23 protein-coding genes are annotated in these 21442 nt (G+C 54.7%); 13 read left to right on the forward strand and 10 right to left on the reverse strand.

The features are described 5' to 3' along the window. Positions 1-309: 309 nt before the first annotated feature. The 6 genes from ACR0AC_RS19070 to ACR0AC_RS19095 all read left to right on the forward strand — a co-directional run bounded on the left by ACR0AC_RS19070 (position 310) and on the right by ACR0AC_RS19095 (position 5176). Positions 310-495, forward strand: a complete 186-nt coding sequence (locus ACR0AC_RS19070) for a RidA family protein (protein WP_170456006.1) — start codon at positions 310-312, stop codon at positions 493-495. Positions 496-593: 98 nt separating this feature from the next. Further along, a complete protein-coding gene (locus tag ACR0AC_RS19075) occupies positions 594-1874 on the forward strand; it encodes an ABC transporter substrate-binding protein (RefSeq protein ID WP_170456008.1) in 1281 nt (426 codons plus the stop codon). A gap of 65 nt (positions 1875-1939) precedes the next feature. Next, the gene (locus ACR0AC_RS19080) at positions 1940-2791 is read left to right on the forward strand and encodes a branched-chain amino acid ABC transporter permease (protein WP_170523080.1); all 852 of its coding nucleotides are present in this window, start codon (positions 1940-1942) and stop codon (positions 2789-2791) included. A gap of 2 nt (positions 2792-2793) precedes the next feature. Next, positions 2794-3741: a branched-chain amino acid ABC transporter permease gene (locus ACR0AC_RS19085; protein ID WP_480875403.1), complete on the forward strand. Its 948-nt coding sequence runs from the start codon at positions 2794-2796 to the stop codon at positions 3739-3741. Continuing rightward, positions 3738-4469, forward strand: coding sequence for an ABC transporter ATP-binding protein (locus ACR0AC_RS19090; RefSeq protein WP_480875407.1), 732 nt, complete (start codon positions 3738-3740; stop codon positions 4467-4469). The genes ACR0AC_RS19085 and ACR0AC_RS19090 overlap by 4 nt, the downstream gene beginning before the upstream one ends. Beyond that, the gene (locus ACR0AC_RS19095; protein ID WP_170523071.1) at positions 4469-5176 is read left to right on the forward strand and encodes an ABC transporter ATP-binding protein; all 708 of its coding nucleotides are present in this window, start codon (positions 4469-4471) and stop codon (positions 5174-5176) included. Before ACR0AC_RS19090 ends, ACR0AC_RS19095 begins: the two co-directional genes overlap by 1 nt. 253 nt (positions 5177-5429) lie before the next feature. Here the strand turns inward: ACR0AC_RS19095 and ACR0AC_RS19100 are convergent, their stop codons facing one another. The 8 genes from ACR0AC_RS19100 to aptA form a co-directional block, all read right to left on the reverse strand. After that, a complete protein-coding gene (locus ACR0AC_RS19100; RefSeq protein ID WP_170633759.1) occupies positions 5430-6062 on the reverse strand; it encodes a tyrosine-type recombinase/integrase in 633 nt (210 codons plus the stop codon). 231 nt (positions 6063-6293) lie between these two features. Then, the gene (locus ACR0AC_RS19105; RefSeq protein ID WP_170456018.1) at positions 6294-6704 is read right to left on the reverse strand and encodes a universal stress protein; all 411 of its coding nucleotides are present in this window, start codon (positions 6702-6704) and stop codon (positions 6294-6296) included. 143 nt (positions 6705-6847) lie between these two features. Next, positions 6848-8140, reverse strand: coding sequence for a TRAP transporter large permease (locus tag ACR0AC_RS19110; protein ID WP_170456020.1), 1293 nt, complete (start codon positions 8138-8140; stop codon positions 6848-6850). Then, positions 8137-8751 carry a TRAP transporter small permease gene (locus ACR0AC_RS19115; RefSeq protein WP_480627364.1) on the reverse strand — a complete coding sequence of 205 codons (615 nt, stop codon included), beginning with the start codon at positions 8749-8751 and terminating at the stop codon, positions 8137-8139. The genes ACR0AC_RS19110 and ACR0AC_RS19115 overlap by 4 nt, the downstream gene beginning before the upstream one ends. A 72-nt stretch (positions 8752-8823) precedes the next feature. Further along, entirely contained in the window at positions 8824-9813 is a 990-nt protein-coding gene (gene dctP / locus ACR0AC_RS19120; protein ID WP_170456159.1) for a TRAP transporter substrate-binding protein DctP, read from the reverse strand. A 104-nt stretch (positions 9814-9917) separates the two neighbouring features. Beyond that, entirely contained in the window at positions 9918-11027 is a 1110-nt protein-coding gene (gene ald / locus ACR0AC_RS19125) for an alanine dehydrogenase (protein ID WP_480875414.1), read from the reverse strand. A gap of 25 nt (positions 11028-11052) precedes the next feature. Further along, positions 11053-12564, reverse strand: coding sequence for a CoA-acylating methylmalonate-semialdehyde dehydrogenase (locus ACR0AC_RS19130; protein WP_480875417.1), 1512 nt, complete (start codon positions 12562-12564; stop codon positions 11053-11055). Positions 12565-12598: 34 nt separating this feature from the next. Beyond that, positions 12599-13894 (reverse strand): omega-aminotransferase AptA, encoded by a 1296-nt coding sequence (gene aptA, locus ACR0AC_RS19135; protein WP_480875516.1) that lies wholly within the window; start codon positions 13892-13894, stop codon positions 12599-12601. 171 nt (positions 13895-14065) lie between these two features. Between aptA and ACR0AC_RS19140 the strand changes: the two genes are divergently transcribed. The 3 genes from ACR0AC_RS19140 (at position 14066) to ACR0AC_RS19150 (ending at position 17784) form a co-directional block, all read left to right on the forward strand. Continuing rightward, positions 14066-14632: a cupin domain-containing protein gene (locus ACR0AC_RS19140; RefSeq protein WP_170456026.1), complete on the forward strand. Its 567-nt coding sequence runs from the start codon at positions 14066-14068 to the stop codon at positions 14630-14632. A gap of 891 nt (positions 14633-15523) precedes the next feature. Next, positions 15524-16843, forward strand: coding sequence for a tyrosine-type recombinase/integrase (locus tag ACR0AC_RS19145; RefSeq protein WP_480875422.1), 1320 nt, complete (start codon positions 15524-15526; stop codon positions 16841-16843). Next, on the forward strand, positions 16840-17784 hold the full coding sequence (locus ACR0AC_RS19150; RefSeq protein WP_480875425.1) for a hypothetical protein: 945 nt from the start codon (positions 16840-16842) through the stop codon (positions 17782-17784). Before ACR0AC_RS19145 ends, ACR0AC_RS19150 begins: the two co-directional genes overlap by 4 nt. A gap of 133 nt (positions 17785-17917) precedes the next feature. Here ACR0AC_RS19150 and ACR0AC_RS19155 read toward each other — a convergent pair whose 3' ends face one another. Then, the gene (locus tag ACR0AC_RS19155; RefSeq protein ID WP_480875427.1) at positions 17918-18475 is read right to left on the reverse strand and encodes a hypothetical protein; all 558 of its coding nucleotides are present in this window, start codon (positions 18473-18475) and stop codon (positions 17918-17920) included. Next, entirely contained in the window at positions 18472-19221 is a 750-nt protein-coding gene (locus tag ACR0AC_RS19160; RefSeq protein WP_480875430.1) for a hypothetical protein, read from the reverse strand. The genes ACR0AC_RS19155 and ACR0AC_RS19160 overlap by 4 nt, the downstream gene beginning before the upstream one ends. A 299-nt stretch (positions 19222-19520) precedes the next feature. Here ACR0AC_RS19160 and ACR0AC_RS19165 point away from each other — a divergent pair, with 299 nt between their 5' ends. From ACR0AC_RS19165 to ACR0AC_RS19180, 4 genes are all read left to right on the forward strand, one after another. Continuing rightward, the gene (locus ACR0AC_RS19165; RefSeq protein WP_366141034.1) at positions 19521-19715 is read left to right on the forward strand and encodes a helix-turn-helix transcriptional regulator; all 195 of its coding nucleotides are present in this window, start codon (positions 19521-19523) and stop codon (positions 19713-19715) included. Positions 19716-19718: 3 nt separating this feature from the next. Further along, complete coding sequence (locus tag ACR0AC_RS19170; protein WP_299984740.1) at positions 19719-19997, forward strand: hypothetical protein; 279 nt, start codon at positions 19719-19721, stop codon at positions 19995-19997. A 4-nt stretch (positions 19998-20001) separates the two neighbouring features. Then, complete coding sequence (locus tag ACR0AC_RS19175) at positions 20002-20250, forward strand: hypothetical protein (protein ID WP_480875436.1); 249 nt, start codon at positions 20002-20004, stop codon at positions 20248-20250. Positions 20251-20728: 478 nt separating this feature from the next. Continuing rightward, a complete protein-coding gene (locus tag ACR0AC_RS19180) occupies positions 20729-21259 on the forward strand; it encodes a hypothetical protein (protein WP_480875439.1) in 531 nt (176 codons plus the stop codon). Positions 21260-21442: the final 183 nt, after the last annotated feature.

The raw sequence follows: 21442 nt of genomic DNA on the forward strand, positions 1-21442 counted from the left end.
GTTCTACTGATTGCGAAACTCTTTTTACGGAATGCGGAAATTTTTCACTTCATTGCGCCAACTGTGAGGCAATACGCTTGGAGATTTCGCTGACGCAGCGAATGACAGCATTGCGGGGTGCAACTGTAGCAATAATAGTCGCGCTCAAAGTCGTATCGCGCCGTTTGTCTGGGTCGTGGGTACGACGGCAATCGAACTCACGGGACGCATTCATGCGCCCGGCGATGTAGGCGCGCAAACGAGCTAATTCCTTTCCCGCACCGAAAAAGCGCCAAAGGAGATGGGGGCCGATCTGCGCAATGTGGCAGGTTGCAGTTATATCTGACTGACCTGTTACAGGCAGGCGAATTCGCCCGTGTGCATGGTGAGGTGTTCAAAGATATCGACCGGGTACTGACCGCTGTTCAGGTCGACCTGACGCAACCCGGTCTGTTGGTGAAGATCGACGTTGACGCAGTGATTCGCAACAAAAACGGAGAAATCAGCGGATTCTGAACATGAGTCCCCAAGAAAGGATTTGATCGCACCTTCGGCTTGTGTACTGTATACAGAATACAAGAATGGTAAAATAACAGACACAGGGAGCTAATGTGATGATCAAAACAGCACTACTAAGCGGAACATGCATCGCGCTAATGGCCTCGACGGCCGCTGCAGAGATCAAAGTTGGATTTATCGGGTCACTGTCTTCGGACACCGGTTTGTCCACGCTGCGCGGTGCCGAAGTTGCCATTGAGGAACTGAACGCCAATGGCGGTGTTCTGGGCCAGCAGATCACGCTTGTTTCAGCTGATACCGGGCAGGACCCTACCGAAGGCGTGCGCGCTTACGAGTATCTGGCGGAAACCGAAGAGGTTGATTTTATCATCTCGGGCTCGATCGACGATGTGTCGCTGGGCTGGCTGCCACGGATGCAGGAATACCGCATCCCGACGCTGGACACCTGGACATCTTATATCGGCATCATCGACATGGTGGCCGAAGACCCCGAGGGTATGGCTCCCTATTTCATGAACATCGCCTCGGACGAGGCGCTGGCAACGCTGTACATTAACTTTGGCGCGGATGTGTTGAAGGGCCAAATGGGCTGGGACACCGTGGTCATTTTAGCCGAGGACACAGCCTTTGGCGAGGCCATCACCGGTCTTGTGACCGAGGCGCTGGCCCCCGTGGCCGGGATCGAAGTCAAGGACATCATCACCTATGACGTCGCCACCGTCGATTTCGCGCCGATCTTCAGCCGGGCGCAGGATACGGGCGCAGATTTCATCTATCAGGTCTCGTCGGTAAACTCGCAGGTGGTATCCTCGCAATATGTAAAGCTTCAGGTGCCGATGGCGATGACGGGCGTAAACGTCTCTGCCCTGGGGATGGAGTATTGGGAGGATACAGGAGGGGCTGGCGGTGGCATCTCAACCCTGTCGCCGGTGCCTTCGGTGGGTTTCAAGCTGGACCCGGCCAGCCAGGAATTTGTCGACACCTATCAGGCCAAGTATGACAGCCGCCCGCTGCTGCCCCATTTTAATGGGTTCAACGCTTATCACGGGTTGAAACAGGCGATGGCGGCAGCCGAAGAGGCCGGTGGGTTTGACAAGGTCGAGGCCTGGGCCGAGGCGATGAAGAAGCAGGATCTGGTGCTGGATCTGGATGGTCAGTTGTGGCTGCGTTACGCCTTCTGGGGCGATGACGAGGTTGAGCCCGTCACCAACCGGACCTATCCGCACAACGCGCGTTTTGACTTGTCTGAACCTTTCGACGATGCCCAGCCTTCGATGGTTGTGGTCCAATGGTACGAAGACGGCACGGCGGCTGTGGTCTACCCCGAGAAATACGCGACGGGCGAGTTTACCTTGCCCAGCTGGGTAAAACAGTAACCGTGTAGAGTTCATAGACGGAAACGGGTACGCGTTCGCGCGCACCCGCAGCCGAGGATCCTCATATGTTGCAGATACTGATCCAAGGGCTTTTGCTCAGCGGTCTCTATGCGCTTATCGCCATGGGGTTCACGCTGATCTTCAGCATCGGCCGCGTCCTGAACCTTGCCTATGGCGCATATCTGATGGTCGGTGGGTATATCTATTTCTGGGTGTCGCAGACCCTGGGAATGCCCAAACTGATGGGTGTTGTCGTTGCCGCCGCGCTGGGTGTGGTGATGGGGGTGCTGAAATACCGCCTGATCGTCAAGACACTGAAAGGCGATCATGTCGCCGTCGAGATTTCAACGCTGATACTGGCCGTCGTCATTCAGGCGGGCGTGGTGCTGGCCTTTGGCGACAGCAGCAAGATCCTGCTGCCGATCGTACCCGGCGTGATTAATGTGGCTGGGGCCTCGGTGACGTATAACATTCTGATCGCTACGCTGATCAGCTGGGCCATTTTGCTGGGCCTCTATGCCTTTGTGCGGCTGACCCATACCGGGCGGGCGATGCAGGCGGTGTCGATGGACGCCAAGGGCGCGGCAATCTCGGGCATCGACCCGGACCGGATCAACCTGATCACCTGGGGCATTTCCGGCGCGCTGGGTGCGCTTGGCGGGGTGTTCTTCGCCAGCTACACGCAGCTGTCGCCCTCGATGTGGGTGGCCCCGCTGATCATCTCGGTCGCGGTTGTCATCGTCGGCGGGATCGGATCGATCATCGGCACGCTGGTGGTGGCCCATATCGTCGGCTTTCTCGAGGTTATCGTGGTGGCGACACTCGCCCCGGAACTGCGCGGCGTCTTCACGATGCTGCTGATCATTGGCGTGCTGGTGACGCGTCCACAGGGCCTCTTTGGCCGCGAGGAACTTTGACGATGGAGCTGCGCTGGTTTCACTTTGCCCTCTGGGGCGGTCTGATCGCTGGAATGCTGTTGCTGCCGCAGGTCGTCTCGAACGGCACACTGCGGACGATGATCTTTGCCAACTACTTGGCGATCTTCGCCATCAGCTGGGACGTATTGTCCGGTCGCACCGGATATATCAGCTTTGGCCACCCGTTCCTGATCGGGATCGGGGCCTATACCACGGCGATCCTGACCAAACGGTTTGACGTGCCGGTCGAAATCTCGATCCCGGCTGCCGTTCTGGTCACCATGGCCGCGGGCCTGCTGGTGCTGCTGCCTGCGCTGCGCATCCGTGGCAGTTACTTTGCGCTGGTCACGCTGGCCTTCATGGAGCTGCTGTACCAACTGGTGCAGGTGGTTCGTCCGGATCTGACCGGCGGCACCCGCGGCATGTCGGGCATCCAGACCCTGACCCGCGGTGCGGCAAACGGTTACTATCTGTCGACCGCACTGATGCTGAGCGTTGCGATCAGCATGTGGCTGCTGATGAAAACCCGTCTGGGCACCGCGCTGGCCGCCATCGGCATGAACGAGGAAAGCGTGCGGGGCTCGGGCCTCAACACCACGCGGCTCAAGGCGTTTGCCTTTCTGACCAGCGCGATGGTCGCAGGGCTGGGCGGGGCGTTCTATGTCCACTATCTGGGCTCGCTGGCACCACGTGCTCTGTTCGATATCAGCTTTTTGTTCACCATCATCGTGGCGGCGCTGCTGGGCGGAACCTCGACCATCATCGGTCCGATGATCGGAGCGTTCTTCATGACCTTCCTGCTGGAATACCTGCGTCCGGTGTTGCCGGGGGCGGAACGGTACTTCGTCTACGGGGCGATCGCGCTGGTCCTTTACATGTATCAGCCCAAAGGCCTGATCGAACTGATACAGCGCGGCTTTGCCCGGCTGCGGAAAGGAGGTGTGGCATGACCGCAGCGCTGGAAGTCACAAACCTGTTCAAACGCTTCGGCGGGCTGGTCGCCACCAATGGTCTGTCCTTCTCCCTCAAAGAGGGTGAATCCCTGGGCCTGATCGGTCCGAACGGGGCGGGCAAGACCACCGTGTTCAGCCAGATCATGGGCGAGCATCGCCAGAACAGCGGCACGATCGAACTGTTCGGGAATGAGATCTCGTCGCTGCCGACATCACAGCGGATTCAGGCCGGGGTCAGCCGGACCTATCAGATCCCGCGCCCTTTCGGCGACATGAACGTGGCCGAAAATATCCGCGTGGGCCTGATGCCAGACAATATCTGGCAGATGATCACCAAGTCACCCGATCCCGACCGGGAACGCGAACTTGCCCTCAGCGTCGGATTTACCGAGGCCGATCTGGAACGCACCCCGTCCGAACTAGCCATGGGTGACCTGCGCAAGCTGGAAATGGCCCGCACCATGGCCACCGCACCCAAGGTGATGCTGCTGGACGAGGTGTTCGCCGGTCTGACCGTGGGTGAGATCGCGCAGATCTCGGAACTGATCCAGCAAATGCGCAAGGATGGCATGACCTTCCTGATCGTCAGCCACGATCTGCCCGCGCTGGAGCCACTGATCGACCGCGCCGTCGCCATCGAGCGGGGTACGATGATCGCCGAGGGCACCTTTACCGAGGTGATGAATGACAAGGCCGTGCAGGCCTCGTATCTGGGGAGCGCCTGATGTCTTATCTGGAAATCGAAAACCTGTCGGCGTTCTACGGCAAAGCGCAGGCGCTGACCGACATCTCGATCACCGTCGAACCGGGCGAGATCGTCGCCGTGGTCGGCCCCAACGGGGCAGGCAAGTCCACCCTGCTGGACAGCATCATGGGTCTGGTGGAAACCGAAGGTGACATCCGGCTGCATGGCCACAGCCTGACGGGCCGAACCCCGGCTGAGATCGTGCGCCACGGCGTCGGTTATGCGCCGGAACGGTTCAACCTGTTCCCCTATATGTCGGTGCGCGACAACCTCATGGTCGGTGCCTACACCGCCCGCGAGGATATCGAGGACAACATGGACATGGTCCACAAGCTGTTCCCGCGCCTGAAAGAGCGGGAAGGGCAGGAAACCTCGACCCAATCGGGGGGTGAACGGCAGATGGTGTCCTTTGGGCGCGCGCTGATGACCAGCCCCGAACTGCTGCTGATCGACGAACCGACGATCGGCCTGGCCCCCAAGATCTGCAACGAGATCGCCGAAGTTGTTCGACAGTTGAACAAGGAATTCGGCCTAACCGTTGTGATCACCGAGCAAAACGCCAATTTCGCGTTGTCTCTGGCCAGCCGGATCTACGTGCTGGAATCGGGCCGGATGCAAACCTCGGGAACCGCCGAAGAACTGCGCAACGATGAACGGCTGCTGGAGGCCTATTTCGGCAGCCACTGAGGCATGCGCGGCTTTGTGCTGGCCATTTCTCTTCTTTGCGTCGGCGCTTGTTTGACGAACTGAAAGACTGCAGTCCAACAAAAAATTGTTGGCGAAAGCGTAGCGAATTTTCCTTATGTCCAAGAAGATTAAATTTGTTTACGATCTAACTTAGCGGCTGCATCGAGCGTCCAGAATGCGGGCTGCGATCACAGTATCTTTCCTAGTCGATGAATGACTGGCTGGGGCCGCCAACGAAAGCGGCCCGCAGTATTCAGATTTCAATTGCCTCTGCTATAGCAAGTGCATCCTCGAGCTCAACTCCGAGATACCGAACGGTACTGTCCATCTTTGTATGCCCAAGTAAGAGTTGTACCGCGCGCAGATTGCCCGTCTTTTTGTAAATCTGAGTAACCTTTGTGCGCCGCATCGAATGTGTGCCGTATGCGCTGGCTTCCAAACCTATAGACGTGACCCAATCACGCACGATCCGGGCATACTGGCGCGTTGAAATGTGCAAACGCTCATGGAAACGCCCTGGCCAAAGGTATTCAGACCCAACCATAAGTTCATCTTCCATCCACTTCTCGACGGAGGTCCGAGTACCTTCAGAAATTTCGAAGCGGACCGGTTTCTGAGTTTTACTTTGCAGCACCGAAGCCCGCTCCTTGATCTGACCAGAGGCCATGATGTCAACGACTTTCATCTTCACCAAGTCACAACCGCGCAACTTGCTGTCGATGGCCATATTGAAGAGAGCGAGGTCGCGATGGTTCTCTGCGAGCTCCAATCTTACTCGAATTGCCCAGACGTGTTTGGGTTTTAACGGGCGTTTTTGACCGACGATGCGTCCCTTGTTCCAAGCTGGGCGAAGCGCGCGAATGGCAGGTAAGTTTGGTGTATCCATAACTGATCCTCCTTTCCGCCATTCCCGCCCACAACGACAACCCGACGTTGACAAAAGAGGATATCACAGGATGCCGCGTTGCCGCCGAGATTGGCTGCGAATCATACCTCCCAAAGGCCGCAAAGTGAAACTCTTTTAGGTGCACCAAAATTAGACCTTGGTCACCGTGAGACGTGCTTATCACCGCAGATTTCACTGGGCGAAGTTACGAGCATGTTGCGGGTGCCAGCGTCACAGTCGGAGTACATGCACCGAACACTGAGCATGGCGAACAACGAGAGCAGCCGTGGAACCCAAAAAGAACTCTTTCATCCCAGGTTTGTGTGAAGCGAGGACGATACAGTCGATGCCGTGTTTGTTGGCGTATTCGGTGATTGCGCGACCCGCCGATTGGCTCTCGATCAGGATAGACGACACTTCTGTCTCACTTGTTAGGCGCTCGGCCAAGCGCGCCTTTGCTTTTTGGAGAGACTTTTCTGCGATTCCTTCATCCATATAGTACATTATCTGTCTGTTTGGGGGCTCATGGATATGCGCGGCAGTGATTTTTCCACCTTCAGATACAAGGGCATGTGCCGCCGCAAGTGCGTGTTCACTGATGCCATGCTCCAGAGACAGAGCGACTAGAATATTTTTGTACATTTCAAACCTCCGTATTCAGGTCTTCAGTTTTCTGCTGATAACTCGCCGCTCCTATTTCACCTTCGGGAGGGCGCACAGGCACCCCAGCCGTAAGAATGGGGTGCGTGCAGTTTCGTCTTGGGCTTATTTGTGCTTTCCCGTCGCTACCTGCTGAGCAGGAGGTCCGGCAGAAACAGGGCCAACTCTGGTACAAAAGTTGTCAACATCAGCGTTGGGAGCCAGGCAAAGACTATGAAGATCAAAGTCGGCCATAACATGCGCGAAACCGGTTCATCACAGACCTGCGCACCAAGATAGAGCAGAGGTGCAGTCGGAGGGGTGATGTTCGCCATACCTAAGTTCACGCCAATCACGGCCGCAAAATGGATGGGATCCATGCCGGTGCTCTGCGCGATGGGCAGTAGGATTGGTGTTGCCAAAAGCAGACCGGAGATATCGTCCATCAGCATCCCGATCAGGATCATCACGACGTTGATCATCAGAAGGATGACGACCGGATTGTCCGAAACGGAATAGACCAGATCTTTGGCCAACTGAGGTGCACCCTGCGAGATCAGGTTGTCCGACACGATCAGAACCATGAAGATCATGACCATGACCACACCAATCGTAACACCGGAATTCTGGATCGTCTGGGCCAGAGTTTTCCAGGTCAGGCCACGATAGAAGTAGAGCGCGATTGGGATCGAGTAGACCACTGCGATACCGGCGGCTTCGGTCGGTGTCATGATACCGCCATAGATACCGCCAAGGATGATCAACGGCATCATAAGCGCAGGTCCGGCCAGGCGCGCCTGAACTCCGAATGTCGGCAGGAAAGGTTTAGGACGTTCCGTCAGGTTGATGTCGTCATACTTCCGCAGCATGAACTGATTAACGATTATCAATAGCGTGATCAGGATGATCGCCGGAATGACCGTGGACAAGAAGCACTTTAGTACATGCTGCTGTGCGACCCAGCCATAAAGGATGTGCGACGAACTCGGCGGGATCAACAGACCTAAAGGGCTGGCCGCTACGATCAAAGCCGCCGATTGCCCACCCGGATAGTTGGCCTTTTTCAGGTGGGGCATCATGATGCCGCCGATACAGGTCAGCGTTGCGTTTGCACTGCCGGAAATGGAGCCAAACACACCGCAGGCCAGCACCCCCGCTGCGCTCAAACCTCCTTTGATGTGACCAATGAACATTTCAGCCAGTGCAACAAGAGGGGCGGCGATCTTACCTTTTTCCATGATGCCACCGGCAATCATGAAGAGGGGGATCGCCAGAAGCACCAGTGAGCGGATACCTGTAGAGCCGGTGGGCAAGTAGCCGGTGATTGATTGATCTCCAATAAGGGCGATGAAAATCAAAACCGATCCGAATGCCACATAAACGCTGACGCCTAACAGCAGCATAAAGCAGACGATAAGGAGACTTCCTCCGATGATCATTGGGTTTCTCCTTTTTGCATTTCGGATCTCAGGGGTAGACCGAGCCCTTTGCGGATGTGCACGTACAAATATGCCGCCGTGAACGTCGCCATGAGGCCAAAGGCAATCATGATTGCAATCCGCCAGGTCACAAACGGAATGCGCAGCACCGGGGTTGCGCGCAGCCGGGGGAATGAGAAGTCATCAAGCAGCGAGACATAACAGGCGTACATGAGGAATAGGATCACCAGCACCTCGACTGTCAGGACGACAAAGCCGCGCCACCAAATCAACCGAGGATTTTGGATCACAATGCCAAGAATGTCCGCGTTGATGTGCAGGTTGCGGGCAGAGGCCAGAACAGCACCTGCAAAAAAGCCGATGATGCTAATGCCCAAAAGCCATTCTTCGTAGGCAAACAGATCACCGCCAAATCCATACCGGATGACAACAACTGCCCCAAATGTGAAAGCCATCAGGAAACCGGCAAACATAACGATCTGCCTCATGACAAAAGCCACTGCTTTCAGCGGATACCCAATAATGACTGGCAACTCGTCAGTGATTTTTTGCGAACTCTTCTTTTCTGCGCTTTCGACGACCAATGGACGTTCAGCTTCAGAACTAGACATCTTTCTCCCTCCCTTTGTTGAGCCAAAGACCAAAAAAGGGCCAGCTGATCTGCTGGCCCTTCTTCTCAGTGATTATTGCTGTTCTTTTGCTGCCAGCAGGCGGTCGATGATGTCCTGACCGACGTTTTGTGCCATTGCGGGCCAGACCGTTTCCTGGACATGAGCGGCCATCGCAGCTTGTTCTTCGTCGCTCAGGCGCAAGATGGTGTAGCCTTTGTCGATCAGTTTCTGGCCGAACACTTCGTCGTTCTCACGGTTGTAGGCAAAGAAGTCTTCGGACGCCTTGGTCATAGCGGCTTGCAGAGCGGTGCGCTGTTCATCGTTCAGCTTGTCGAGTGTCCGCTGCGACGCATAGAAAGTTGTCAGTTCCGAAATCGAGTTGTACTCGACAAAATGGGTGCCAACATCTGACTGAGCGAAGATCGAGTAGGTGGCTGTCTTGGTGCAGCAGATCGCCCCATCAACAATACCGGCCTGAAGTGCGGGGAAGATGTCGCCCCATGCCATGGTGGTCGCCTGGTAACCCAGTTCTTCGACCATCGACTTCACAACGCTGGACGACCAGACGCGAATGTTCATGCCCTTGTCGTCAAAAGTATTCCAGTTCTGGGGCTCTTGCGACGAAACGATGCCGATGAACCCTTCCGGATTCTGCGCCATGACGCGCACGCCATATTCGTCGGTGATCTCTTGCAGGATGGTGTTGAACTCGGAGTCCATGTTCAGAAGCGTGCTCTCCATGTCATCCCAGCCGCCCAGCAGGAACGGCATTGACAGGAATTCGAGGCGTGGATCTGTATCGGCATAGATGAACGCCGATGCCAGATCGATGTTGCCGCGTGCAACATCTTCGAACAGCGCCTCACCAGAACCCAGCTGGTTTGCAGGGAAGACCTCGACCTTCAAGCCGACATCCGCTGCTGCCACATCCGCTGCGACCTGTTCCATCATCTTCGTGCCCTGATGATCGATCGGGAACACGCCAGCGAAGCGCAGTGTCATGTCTTCCGCTGCAGCGGTCGTTGAGATTGTGGTTGCAGCGAGCAAAGCTGCGCCACCCATCGCGCCGAGGGCGCGGCGGTTAATCTTAGTAATCATTAAGGTTTCCTCCTCAGTGGTGTTTGTCCCGCCGCAATACGCGCAACGGGACATTTCTTTGCTTCAAGTCAGCAAAGTTCCGGGGCGATGAACTCGTATCCAAGATCATCGGCCACAGCCTTGTAAGTCACCTTCCCGTGGGCCACGTTCAGGCCATTCTTCAGGTGACGATTGTCTGCAAGCGCCTGCTTCCAGCCATTGTTGGCAATAGCCAGAGCGTGCGGCAGCGTGACGTTGTTCAGTGCATAGGTCGAGGTTCGGGCGACTGCGCCAGGCATGTTGGCGACGCAGTAATGAACAACATCGTCGACAACATAGGTAGGCTCGGCGTGAGTGGTGGCTTTGGACGTTTCAAAGCAGCCGCCCTGGTCAATCGCCACGTCCACGACGACCGCACCGGGTTTCATTTTTGAGATCAGTTCGCGCGTGACCAGCTTGGGCGCAGCAGCACCCGGGATCAGAACAGCACCGACAACCAGATCGGCATTGGTGACTTCTTCCTCCAATGCGGCTTTGGTCGAATAGACGACCTTGGCGGACGCCTCGAAATGGTTCTCCAACTTCTCAAGCACTGCTGGATTGCGGTCCAGAATGGTCACGTCCGCGTGCAAGCCAACAGCCATCTGAGCTGCATTGAACCCAACAACACCGCCACCGATGATCACGACCTTGCCTGGTTTCACACCAGGCACACCGCCCAGCAGCACGCCCAGGCCTCCCTTTGCTTTCTCCAACGCACCGGCACCGGCCTGGATCGACATGCGACCGGCAACTTGGCTCATCGGTTTCAGCAGGGGCAGACCGCCATTGTCGTCGGTGACGGTTTCATAAGCGATGCAGACAGCGCCCGAGTCGACCAGATCTTTGGTCTGTTCCGGGTCGGGGGCCAGATGCAGATAGGTGTAAAGGATCTGACCTTCCCGCAGCATAGCGCGTTCAACAGCCTGAGGTTCCTTCACCTTCACAATCATCTCCGCATTGGCAAAGATATCCGCTGCGGTTTCGGCAATCTCCGCGCCAGCGGCACGATAGGCATCATCATCAGCCCCAATGCCTGTGCCGGCGTTGGTCTCGACGATGACGTTGTGACCATGAGAAACCAGTTCGGCGACGCTTTCAGGGGTCAGGCCAACGCGGTATTCGTGGTTCTTGATTTCCTTGGGAACACCAATGAACATACTTTTCACTCCTTGGAACGGATGATCATTTTGCGGTTGGCATGACGAACTCGGCACCTTCCGAGATGCTTTCGGGCCAGCGCTGCATGATGGATTTCTGCTTGGTGTAGAAACGAACACCCTCTTCGCCATAGGCGTGCATGTCGCCGAACAGGCTCTTCTTCCAGCCGCCAAAGCCGTGCCAGGCCATCGGAACCGGGATCGGAACATTGACGCCGACCATGCCGACCTGAACCTGCTTGCCGAACTCACGCGCCACATTGCCGTCGCGAGTGAACAGCGACACGCCGTTGCCGAACTCGTGGTCGTTGATCAGTTGCAGGCCTTCCGCGAAGGTCGAGACGCGGACGCAGGACAGGACGGGGCCGAAGATCTCTTCCTTGTAGATCTTCATGTCGGGGGTGACGTTGTCGAACAGGGTGCCGCCCAGGAAATAGCCTTCCTCGTGCCCTGCGACTGTGTAGTCTCGACCGTCGACCAACAGGTCAGCGCCTTCGTCGATGCCCGAGTCGATGTAGCCTTTGATCCGATCACGCGCAGCGGCGGTGACAATCGGGCCCATCTCGGCGTCCAGCTCTAGGCCATTCTTGACCTTCAGAGTTTCGGCGCGCTCTTTCAGAACTGGCGTGAGTTTGTCGGCAGCATCACCAACCAGCAAAGCGACCGAGATAGCCATGCAGCGTTCGCCTGCCGAGCCAAAGGCTGCGCCGATCAAGGCGTCGGCTGCCTTGTTCATGTCGGCATCGGGCATAACCAGCATGTGGTTCTTTGCGCCACCCAGAGCCTGAACCCGCTTGCCATGCCGCGCACCAACCTCGTAGATGTAGTTCGCAATCGGGGTCGAGCCGACGAAGGACACAGCCTTGACATCGTCGTTCTCCAACAACGCGTCCACGGCGACCTTGTCACCTTGTACGACGTTGAACACACCATCGGGGAAGCCGGCCTTCTGCATCAGATCCGCGTACAGCAGTGCAGCGGACGGGTCGGTTGGCGACGGTTTCAGGATGAAGGTATTGCCTGCGGCGATGGCGATCGGGAACATCCACATCGGCACCATAACCGGGAAGTTGAAGGGAGTAATTCCAGCCACAACGCCCAACGCCTGACGCGTCGTCCAGTTGTCCATGCCGGTGGAGACCTGCTCGGTGTAATCGCCCTTGAGGAGTTGCGGAATGCCGCAGGCAAACTCGATGATATCAATACCGCGCTCAACTTCGCCTTGAGCGTCGGTGAACACCTTGCCATGCTCAACCGTGATGGCGCGTGCCAGATCGTCTTTATGCTCACGCACCAGGGCCAGAAAATTGTTCATAAGACGGGCGCGGCGGATTGGCGGTGTGTTTGACCACTTCGGGAACGCGACTTTGGCCGCGGCCACTGCGTCATCGACAGTCTGGACGTTCGCCAGTGACACCTCGCCGGTTTGCGCACCGGTTGCGGGATTGAAAACCGGCTGAGTATTCTCACCGGATGGAGCAGTGATTTGGCCATTAATGTAGTGGCCGATCAAAGTGATCGGGGATGCATCTTTCATGATGTCAGTCCTTTTTGGGGTTAGCGATCAGGGGTTATGGCAGATCTGCCAATACCTCTCCAAGTGTTTGACAAAGTTTCGTTATTTCTGGTTCCGAGATGATAAGCGGTGGCGACAAAGCGATGATGTCGCCGGTGACACGGATCATTATTCCAGCGTCCCAAGCCCGTTTCATCGCATCATAGCCCCGTGCCCCTGGCGCGCCCTCTCGTGGAGCAAGCTCGACCGCGCCCACCAATCCCAAATTGCGGATATCGATGACGTTCGGCAGACCCTCGAGGCTGTGAAGCTGATCCTCCCAGGGCTGCGAAAGCAATGCAGCGCGGCGGAATAGATCATTCTGTTTGTAACTCTCCAGCGTTGCCAGTGCGGCGGCGCATGACACAGGGTTGGCGGAATAGGTGTAGCCATGGAACAGCTCAATCGGCGCATCGGCATTTTCCATAGCCGAATCGTAAATCTTGTCGGATACGATGACCGCACCCATCGGGATCACGCCGTTGGTCAGGCCTTTGGCCGTCGTGATGATGTCCGGCTTCACATCGAAATACTCCGATGCTGTCACCACACCCAAACGACCAAAGGCGGTGATGACCTCGTCGAAAATCAGCAGAATGCCATGGCGGTCACAGATTTCACGTAACCGCTTCAGGTATCCTTTCGGCGGCAACAGCACACCGGTGGACCCGGCCATCGGCTCAACGATCACTGCCGCGATGGTCGATGCATCGTGAAGCGCGACCAATCGTTCCAGATCATCCGCCAGTTCCGCGCCGTGTTCGGGGCAGCCGCGTGAAAACGCATTTTTCTCTAGATCATGCGTGTGGCGCAAATGATCCACTCCTGTAAGGAGCGTCCCGAAATGCATCCGGTTCTTTACGATGCCGCCCACCGAGATGCCACCGAAGCCAGTGCCGTGGTAACCACGCTCACGCCCGATCAATCGCGTGCGCGCGCCATCACCGCGCATTCGGTGGTAATGTAGCGCGATCTTGAGCGCTGTATCGACAGACTCGGAGCCAGAGTTGGTGAAGAAAGCATGGTTCATCCCCTCAGGCATCATCGCGGTCAGCTTTGCCGACAACTCAAATGCCTGCGGGTGTGAGAACTGGAAGTTTGGTGCGTAATCCAGCTCGTGCACCTGTTTCTGTATCGCTTCAACGATAAGCGGATCACGGTGACCGGCATTGACGCACCACAGTCCGGCGGTGCCGTCCATGACCCTGCGACCATCGGAGGTAGTGAAGTACATCCCATCAGCCGCTTGGATCATTCGGGGCTCGCGAAGGAAATCACGATTGGCCGAAAACGGCATCCAAAACGATGACATTGAGTTGGGTTGATTGAGCACGTTCTTTCCTCGTGAAACAGATTTTCATTTGATGACAAATCTTTGCAGAGTTCAGACCTTCCGCACACCCGGCTTTATGCGATTCTGTAAGTTATTGAAAAACAGACCGCCGCCCCCTAATGTGCTTAAAATCAAAAGCGGGAAATCATTATGGATGCCTCACTAAAATCTGATCTGGAAACCGCAAGACGGCTGCGATTGATTCGAACCTCAAAGGGCCTCAGTCAGCGCGAAATGGCAAAGCGGGCCGGTGTGGGAAGCGGTACGATTTCTCAAATTGAAAGCGGATCGTCCCAGCCGTCTGTGGCATTGCTCAAGAAGATTCTTGCAGGTGTAGACATAAATCTTGGTTTCTTTTTCAGCTTTGAACTCAAAAACGACGACAGCTTTTATTTTCCTCACAGCAGCATGCGTGATCTTGGATCACCCGGAGTTTCCTATTTGCTTGTCGCAGGTGAGCGCCGAGACAGAAAGCTTCAGATGCTCATAGAAAAGTACGACGTCGGAGCTGACTCGGGTCGGTCTGAACTATCGCATGAAGGAGAGGAATGCGCGGTTGTGATAGAGGGCCGTCTTGAAGTGACGGTAGATGGGCAGTCCAGGGTTCTGGGTCCCGGGGACGCGTACTATTTCTCAAGCATATTGCCACACAGGTTTCGAAACGCTGGAGACACACCCTGTAAAGTCATTAGCGCATGCACTCCTTCGTCGTTCTGACTAAATCACAAGACCTCTTCTGTGAACGCTTCAATATTTCGCGGGATGGTCAAATTCGATAACCAACTCAGAATGTGGAAATGAAATCGACATTCACGATCAGGAGCCAACTGTCGCCTTTCTCACGCCCCCCCCGACGGCGGGCTTATTAGGTTTCGCGCCTGCAGCGAATGGCCGAATGCGTGCTGCCGCTGCGGCATCTTGAATGCTCGGCGAAGGTCGGGATTGGGCCGAATGTCACTTTTCGCTATTAAGGGAATTTAATGATCGTCAATGGTGGCTATCATCCTTCACGCCTCATTCCTTTCGTGGGCCAGCGGGATTTGGACAAGCCAAACGCCCCTGGCCGTCAGGGTGAGGGCGCTGCCCTCCCCCTAGGGTAACCCTATTAGACAGGCCGTGCCCTCGGCTGTGCCTGCGGGCCGCACCACCCCTATCGAATAGCGTTGCCTCGCCCCCTCCCGCGTTCGCCACGTGGCAGATTAGCAGGAACAGGCAGCTTCGCTGTCTGACCTACAAATCAGCTCTGATTTTCCGATATGGATGTCAGATCAAACCATAATGTCTGCGGGAGTATGAAATCGGGGCGGCGTGTTAGTTGATGACTCAAAGATCAAATTCAACTGATATCCAACGTTGGGGGCGCCTTCCGATGTCGAACGTTCACTGAATTTCTGGTCCAACTGTGACGGTTGGGTCAGGTTCGTGTGACGTTCAACAAGCACCAAGTGGCGGACCCGAGGAACCGCCATGATAGCGTCGCGATCCGTGGTACTAAATCGCAATTTTTCAGCAGGTTATGCAGATACTACGCAACATTGATGTCGCAAGACGTCTCAAGTTGTAGTACAAGATAGTATAATTTTAGGCGGGTAAGTAGGAGGGTGTAGTATGCCGCGCGTATCCAAGGAACTGTCTGCGCTTGATATCAAACGGATGCAACACGATGGAAGAACCTCCCGCAACGGCAAATCGCTCAATATGAACGTCGCAGTTGGTGGCGTAAGTGGGCTGCTCCTTCAAATTACCCCAAACAACGGCAAAACATGGTTGCTGCGCACTACTGTCGGCGACCGACGCCGTGAAATCGGCCTTGGCGGCTATCCTGACGTTCCTCTCGCCAAGGCACGAGAAATCGCTCGCGAACAAAAAGACAAAATTCAAAACGGCATTGATCCAGTGGAAGAACGAAAAACCAAAAAGGCTGCGCTTGCCGCCGCCCAGCGCAGAGGTCTGTCCTTCTCAGACGCAGTTGATCGGTATTTGGACGCTAAATTGGATGCCCACAAAAACCCGAAACACCGGCAACAATGGAGAAACACTCTGACCGCACACGCCGTACCTGAACTTGGGTCCATGCTTGTGGATGACATCACCGTTCAGGATGTATTGCGCGTACTCGAACCGATATGGCGAACGAAAACTGAGACTGCATCCCGCCTACGAGGTCGCATCGAAGCGGTCCTGTCATGGGCCACAGTTGCGGGGCATCGGTCTGGCGATAATCCGGCGCGTTGGGCGAACAATCTGAAAGAGCTGCTCCCTGCCCCTTCCAAAATCGCTAAAACCCACAATCAACCCGCACTGAAAGTTGAAGATGCGCAGCGTTGGCTTTCTGATCTTCAAGATAGAGACGGCCTTGGCAGCCGCGCATTGGAGTTTTTGACCCTGACGGCGACACGTTCTCAAGAAGTGAGAGGGGCGCGATGGAGTGAATTGGATTTAGATGCCGGAATGTGGATCATCCCGGCAGATCGAACAAAGATGAAGCGTGAGCATCGTGTTCCACTGTCCAAGGCTGCAATGGAATTGCTGCAGGCCATACCGCGTTTCTCGGATAGTGATTTGGTGTTCCCTGCGCCCAAGGGCGGCCAAATGTCAGATATGACGTTGAGTGCTACCATGAAACGTTTGCACGAGACCGACGTAAAACATGATGGCCCGGGGTATTTAGACCGAGTGAGTAAGCGGCCAGCGGTTCCTCACGGACTTCGGAGCACCTTCCGAGATTGGGTTGCCGAATGCACAAGCTTTCCCGGCGACATGGCTGAAGTCGCCTTAGCGCACAAGATTAACAACAGCGTAGAGGCTGCCTACCGGCGGGGCGATATGTTGGAGAAAAGGCGGACGATGATGGATGCTTGGGCTGATTTCTTGGTGGGAAAACAGCATGAGAACAACGTAGTGGAAATCCACAGAGGTCAACAATGAACCGAGGTTCAATGACTAAAAGTGTGGCAACGTCCCTTAGTACGAACAAGTCTTCAGCCCAAAGATACAATCAACTCTGGAAAGTCGAAGCCCACCTAAGGCGTATCATCGGCAAGGCCTTCAAAGAGGCTCATAGTTCCAGTTTGAGACCAGATGGCAGGTTTGCGGACCTGAAATTGCGTGGCGCACGCCCTGAGGACTGGCCCGACAACAGTCAAGGACACACCGCAATTAAATTCATCGATATCATCCAAAGAGGTATTCTATTCTATTGCATGGAAGACCTGCTGTGGCCTCAAGGACGTGGAGCCGCTCCAAACAAGGACATCTTTTGGGGTTCGAGCTTGCGCAAAGATCGCTACATTCGTTGCGGCGAAAAAGGTACACTTGGACTGGACAAGGCACTTAGATCAAGACGGCATCCGGGTAGGCAGCCCATCGCACTCAGAACATACAATGATGCCCTCAATTATTACAAAGCCGGTATCATCGCAGACCATCTGTTTCCATATGTCAATGAGCGCTGGGCAGTCAAATGGCTGCCGTCAAACTCAAACAGCATTGTACCGGCGGTTCTAAAGCCTGTGTTGCACAGCGGACTTTGCATCCAAGGTGGTCCCGCTGGCAGGATAGCTGCAGCGCGTAAGGCGGAGATTTACTACGTTGTAGGCACGAAAAAGATGGGAAAATGCGATCGAGATATGTTTGCACCTCCTACCCGCGCATATGAGCATGCTTTTCGCAGGCAGTTGGAAAAGCTGTATGAGGAATGGAAACGGGGCACGTCTTCAAACACACGTCAACCGACCGACAACTGGATACGAGAGCGACTTGGAGTGTGGGATGGCGACGACCCAGAGCACGGCGGTGGTTTGGTAGATAACGGCGTAGTAAGAGCCTACAAGCAAGCATTCAAGAATCTTCTATTGAGTGGCCAATGAAATGCTTCAAGGCCAATAGGAGCACCTTTGAGGCTTCAAGTAAGTCATCTGAGAATGCGCGGCCAGATCATCGTACAGGTCTAGCCGCAGCACCCCAACTAATAGAAAAGTAGTATTTTTGGCCGGTAGTACCTCAATCAGTTTCGTCCAATCGCTTTACTTTAGATGGCGCTATTTCGTCTTGTGCTATTCGAAGGAGTTTTGGGTAAAACGTGCTAAAGATTTCAGCCCTTTTGTGCGCCACTTCAGGCGGCAAATCGTTGTCGTCGATTGTCCGAAAACTATGAATTAGCAAATTGAACTGTTGGGCGAAGTCGTCAGACAACGTCAGAAGATTGTCCTCAAACTCGGCTCGACAGGTATCCCAAGCGGACCACGATGCGATATCATCATTCTTCCGATCGTCGCTAGCAAAGTACACCTCAGGGTGCTGTTGCTCGTCGCAGTAACCGGCAAATACTTTGTCTGCGAAATTCGACGCCTTTCTCAAATGGGCGAGAATTACTGAGTAGCTCTCCTTTCGAAAATCCCAAATACGATCTTGAGCATATTTGAAACGCTCGATTTCCACCAGTTCGCGTGCAGTTGAAAGAGTAGCTCTCTTATTGAGGTAAGCGCCTAGAAACGTGCCTATTAAAGCGGACCCGCCACCGATCACAGCCACAACAACTTCGGTCGAAACGTCCATCATTCACATGACATCGGTGACTTTTCTTCGGCCCATCCGATGACAGTCACATCTCTAACTAGCTGTCGTTCCAATGGGTCAGACACATCCAATACAGTCACTGTGGTAAGCAGTTCATCAGGTGCATCGCCGGGAAACAGAGATGCCGACGTCTGGATCGACCTAGTTTCGCCGGGTTCAATACCACCCCGAATTGAGACAGACAAATCATCCCTTTGCCAAGGCACAGACCTACCAGCGGACATCGCAACATATTCCACGCGAATACCTGCGATTGCCCAATGTAGGTTGTTGGTCACATCCAACTTAATGTTTCGCCCGTAATCGCCGCGTTCAATCGCAGCATTTGAAACGACAACTTTTCTTTGCAAACATGAGCGAAGAACGTCGGAGGGGTCGTTTTCGAGCGCTGCTTCTTTTGCGGCTTCTTTGGCCATGATTTCACGACCTTTCGAGACAATGTCGTCGCGCGAAACACCGCTCAAAGTTACGTGTGCAGCTTCCATCGCGGGTTCCATAAACTGCAACATGGCCAACCCTTCCGCACCTTGTGCTGGCGGGTATCGAGTGATGATGAGATTGATAAGCCCGCGCCCAAACGCCTCTTTATCTTCGTCGGGCAGGCGATCGACCATAGCTTTGATACTGCGTTCGTAAGCTTCCTTGCTTGAACCATCTACAGTCATTTCCTCCGCCGATAGTGGCGACGCCAAAATAGTGAAAACGAACGCAACCGCAACAAATCTCATTATGACAGTCCTTCTAAATCTCGGTAGCGTTATGCCACCAGAGATTGCATCTCTTCCACAACATTCTTCCTTAACCCCCCACTTTTTTTGAGCACTCACCTTGGCCGAACTAAACACCAAAATTATTGGTGAGGTGATACTCCAAGTTTTCGGCAAACAAGGATGGCAACAGCGGTCCATCCACTTTCAATCTCAATGCCAGTGCACCCGGGTGCAATTTTTCACCCTTTTCGAGCACAGCCATCGCTGAAACGCCCTGATACGTTGCCTTCAATTGCAAGCAACAGCGAGAGCGACACATGACAACGACAAACGAAACACTCATTTCCGACAAGCAAGGTGCCGCGAGGTACGGAATTCATCGCGCTACGTGGTGGAAGTGGGCCAAGAATGACCCAGAGTTCCCAAAATCCATCAAACTTTCAGCGAGGTGCACGCGCTGGAAGCTCTCAGAAGTCGAAGCTTGGGAAAGCGCCAAGCCGCTTGGAGGCTGAGATATGAAACGTATCCCGCGCATCAATGAAATCACAGCACGCGCATTGACCGACCCGGAACCAAGTTTCGTATCCCTCGTACAGGGTGGTGCAAACCAGCGGCCATTCAGGTCTGTTAAAAACGCACAGGCCAAGGACGAAACACGATCCGTATCTCTGTCCGAACGCTGGGGTCTTCCTAAGGGCGAAACATTTTCGACGCCTGAAGCAACCCGCGCCCAGCGCTGCAATCAACTAGCATCCGCACTTGGCGGGTGCATCACTTCCTTCAACGATGAGTAAGACAATGACCGAGAATGCAACCCTCCGCTACGGCAGAACCTACACCCTTATGCCAATTGGCCCCGATATGGCGAACCCCATCCTATTCAAGAACGGTGAACCAGTTCCAGTGACGCAAAAAATTCGGAAACACTTGGAACAACACGCAACCTTCAACCAAGAAGCCCGATATTCCGATGGCAGAGTGGAACACACAAAAATCTGCTCGTTTGAATTCTCTGCCACGGGTGAAGAACTCAACGATCCGAAATAAAAACGACCTCACCCAGTTATCCGGGAAGAGGCCGTTTTGTTGTAGCTGACCGACCGTACCATCTTCCCGGCTAATGGGCAAAGCCCAAAGGCCCCAAAAATGACTACAGAAATTGCACCCGGGTTCACCGGAAGAACTCTTGCGTCCTCAAGTTATGATTTCGCTGAAAGCAGTGAACACTATGCCTTCGAAATAGAGCGACTTGGCAAGTTTCGGATCATTGAGTGCTCCGACGAAGTTCAGTGGATCATTCAAAGACGCATAACGCCCCAAAACGAGCGTGCTGGAACACGATGGAAGGCAATAGGGTACTTCATGACCCGCGAAGCACTTGCACGCCTGTGGCACGCTAAAACAGGCGCTGCGTTGGCCGTTTTTGACCACTCCATTTCAAATTCCAAGAACGCAAACCTGCGATCTGGAAATTCTGCGCTCCCGTCTATCTCGCGTTCAACATACCTCGGTCAGGATCATCACTATGGGGCGTGACAAAAGAAATGAGAACCGAACCGACCAATTCGCCAAATGGATAAAAGAAGATACCCGACTGCCAGCATGGAAGGCCCTAAGCTCCACGGCACAAGCAGCTTACATGCATCTCAAAGTCCGATGTCGCTATGAAGGCAAGAAGCTGAAATTCAACAACAACGGGATTGTTGCGCTATCCACGCGGACACTAGCAACCGAAATGGGCGTTACCCCAAAAACTGCGGCTACGGCATTAGCAGATTTGCAGGCAAAGGGGTGGATCGTTTGCACACGACGGCACAGGAAAGGCGTCGAAGGTACTGCTCTGTCGCCGGAATGGCGATTGACGATGCTGCCGACTGAGCACCTAGGCAAACCGAAAGCACCAACTTACGAACCACGATTTTGGGAGAAGGACAATGACTACGATGTCATTGAATACAAAAATAGCAAAAGACCGGGTCACGCGCGCGGGGATGCTACTCGGTTCCGGAACGCGAATACTGAAGCGCCCAATGTGCTTCAGTTTCGAGGTGAGTAATTCAGAAACCCGCTTCAAAGTCTGCTGCAACTTTGCCGCAAAGTTTGCAGCAGAAATTCCACGGGCCGAGCCAACCTGCTGCACTGTCTGCATCAAGAACCGCCCAATTTTACTCACTCCCTGCTGCTGAGTTTGCCGCACATCTAATCACCATCTCCCATGCGCCGTTTACGCCTGAACCGC

This window comes from Ruegeria sp. H7, from assembly GCF_056532945.1.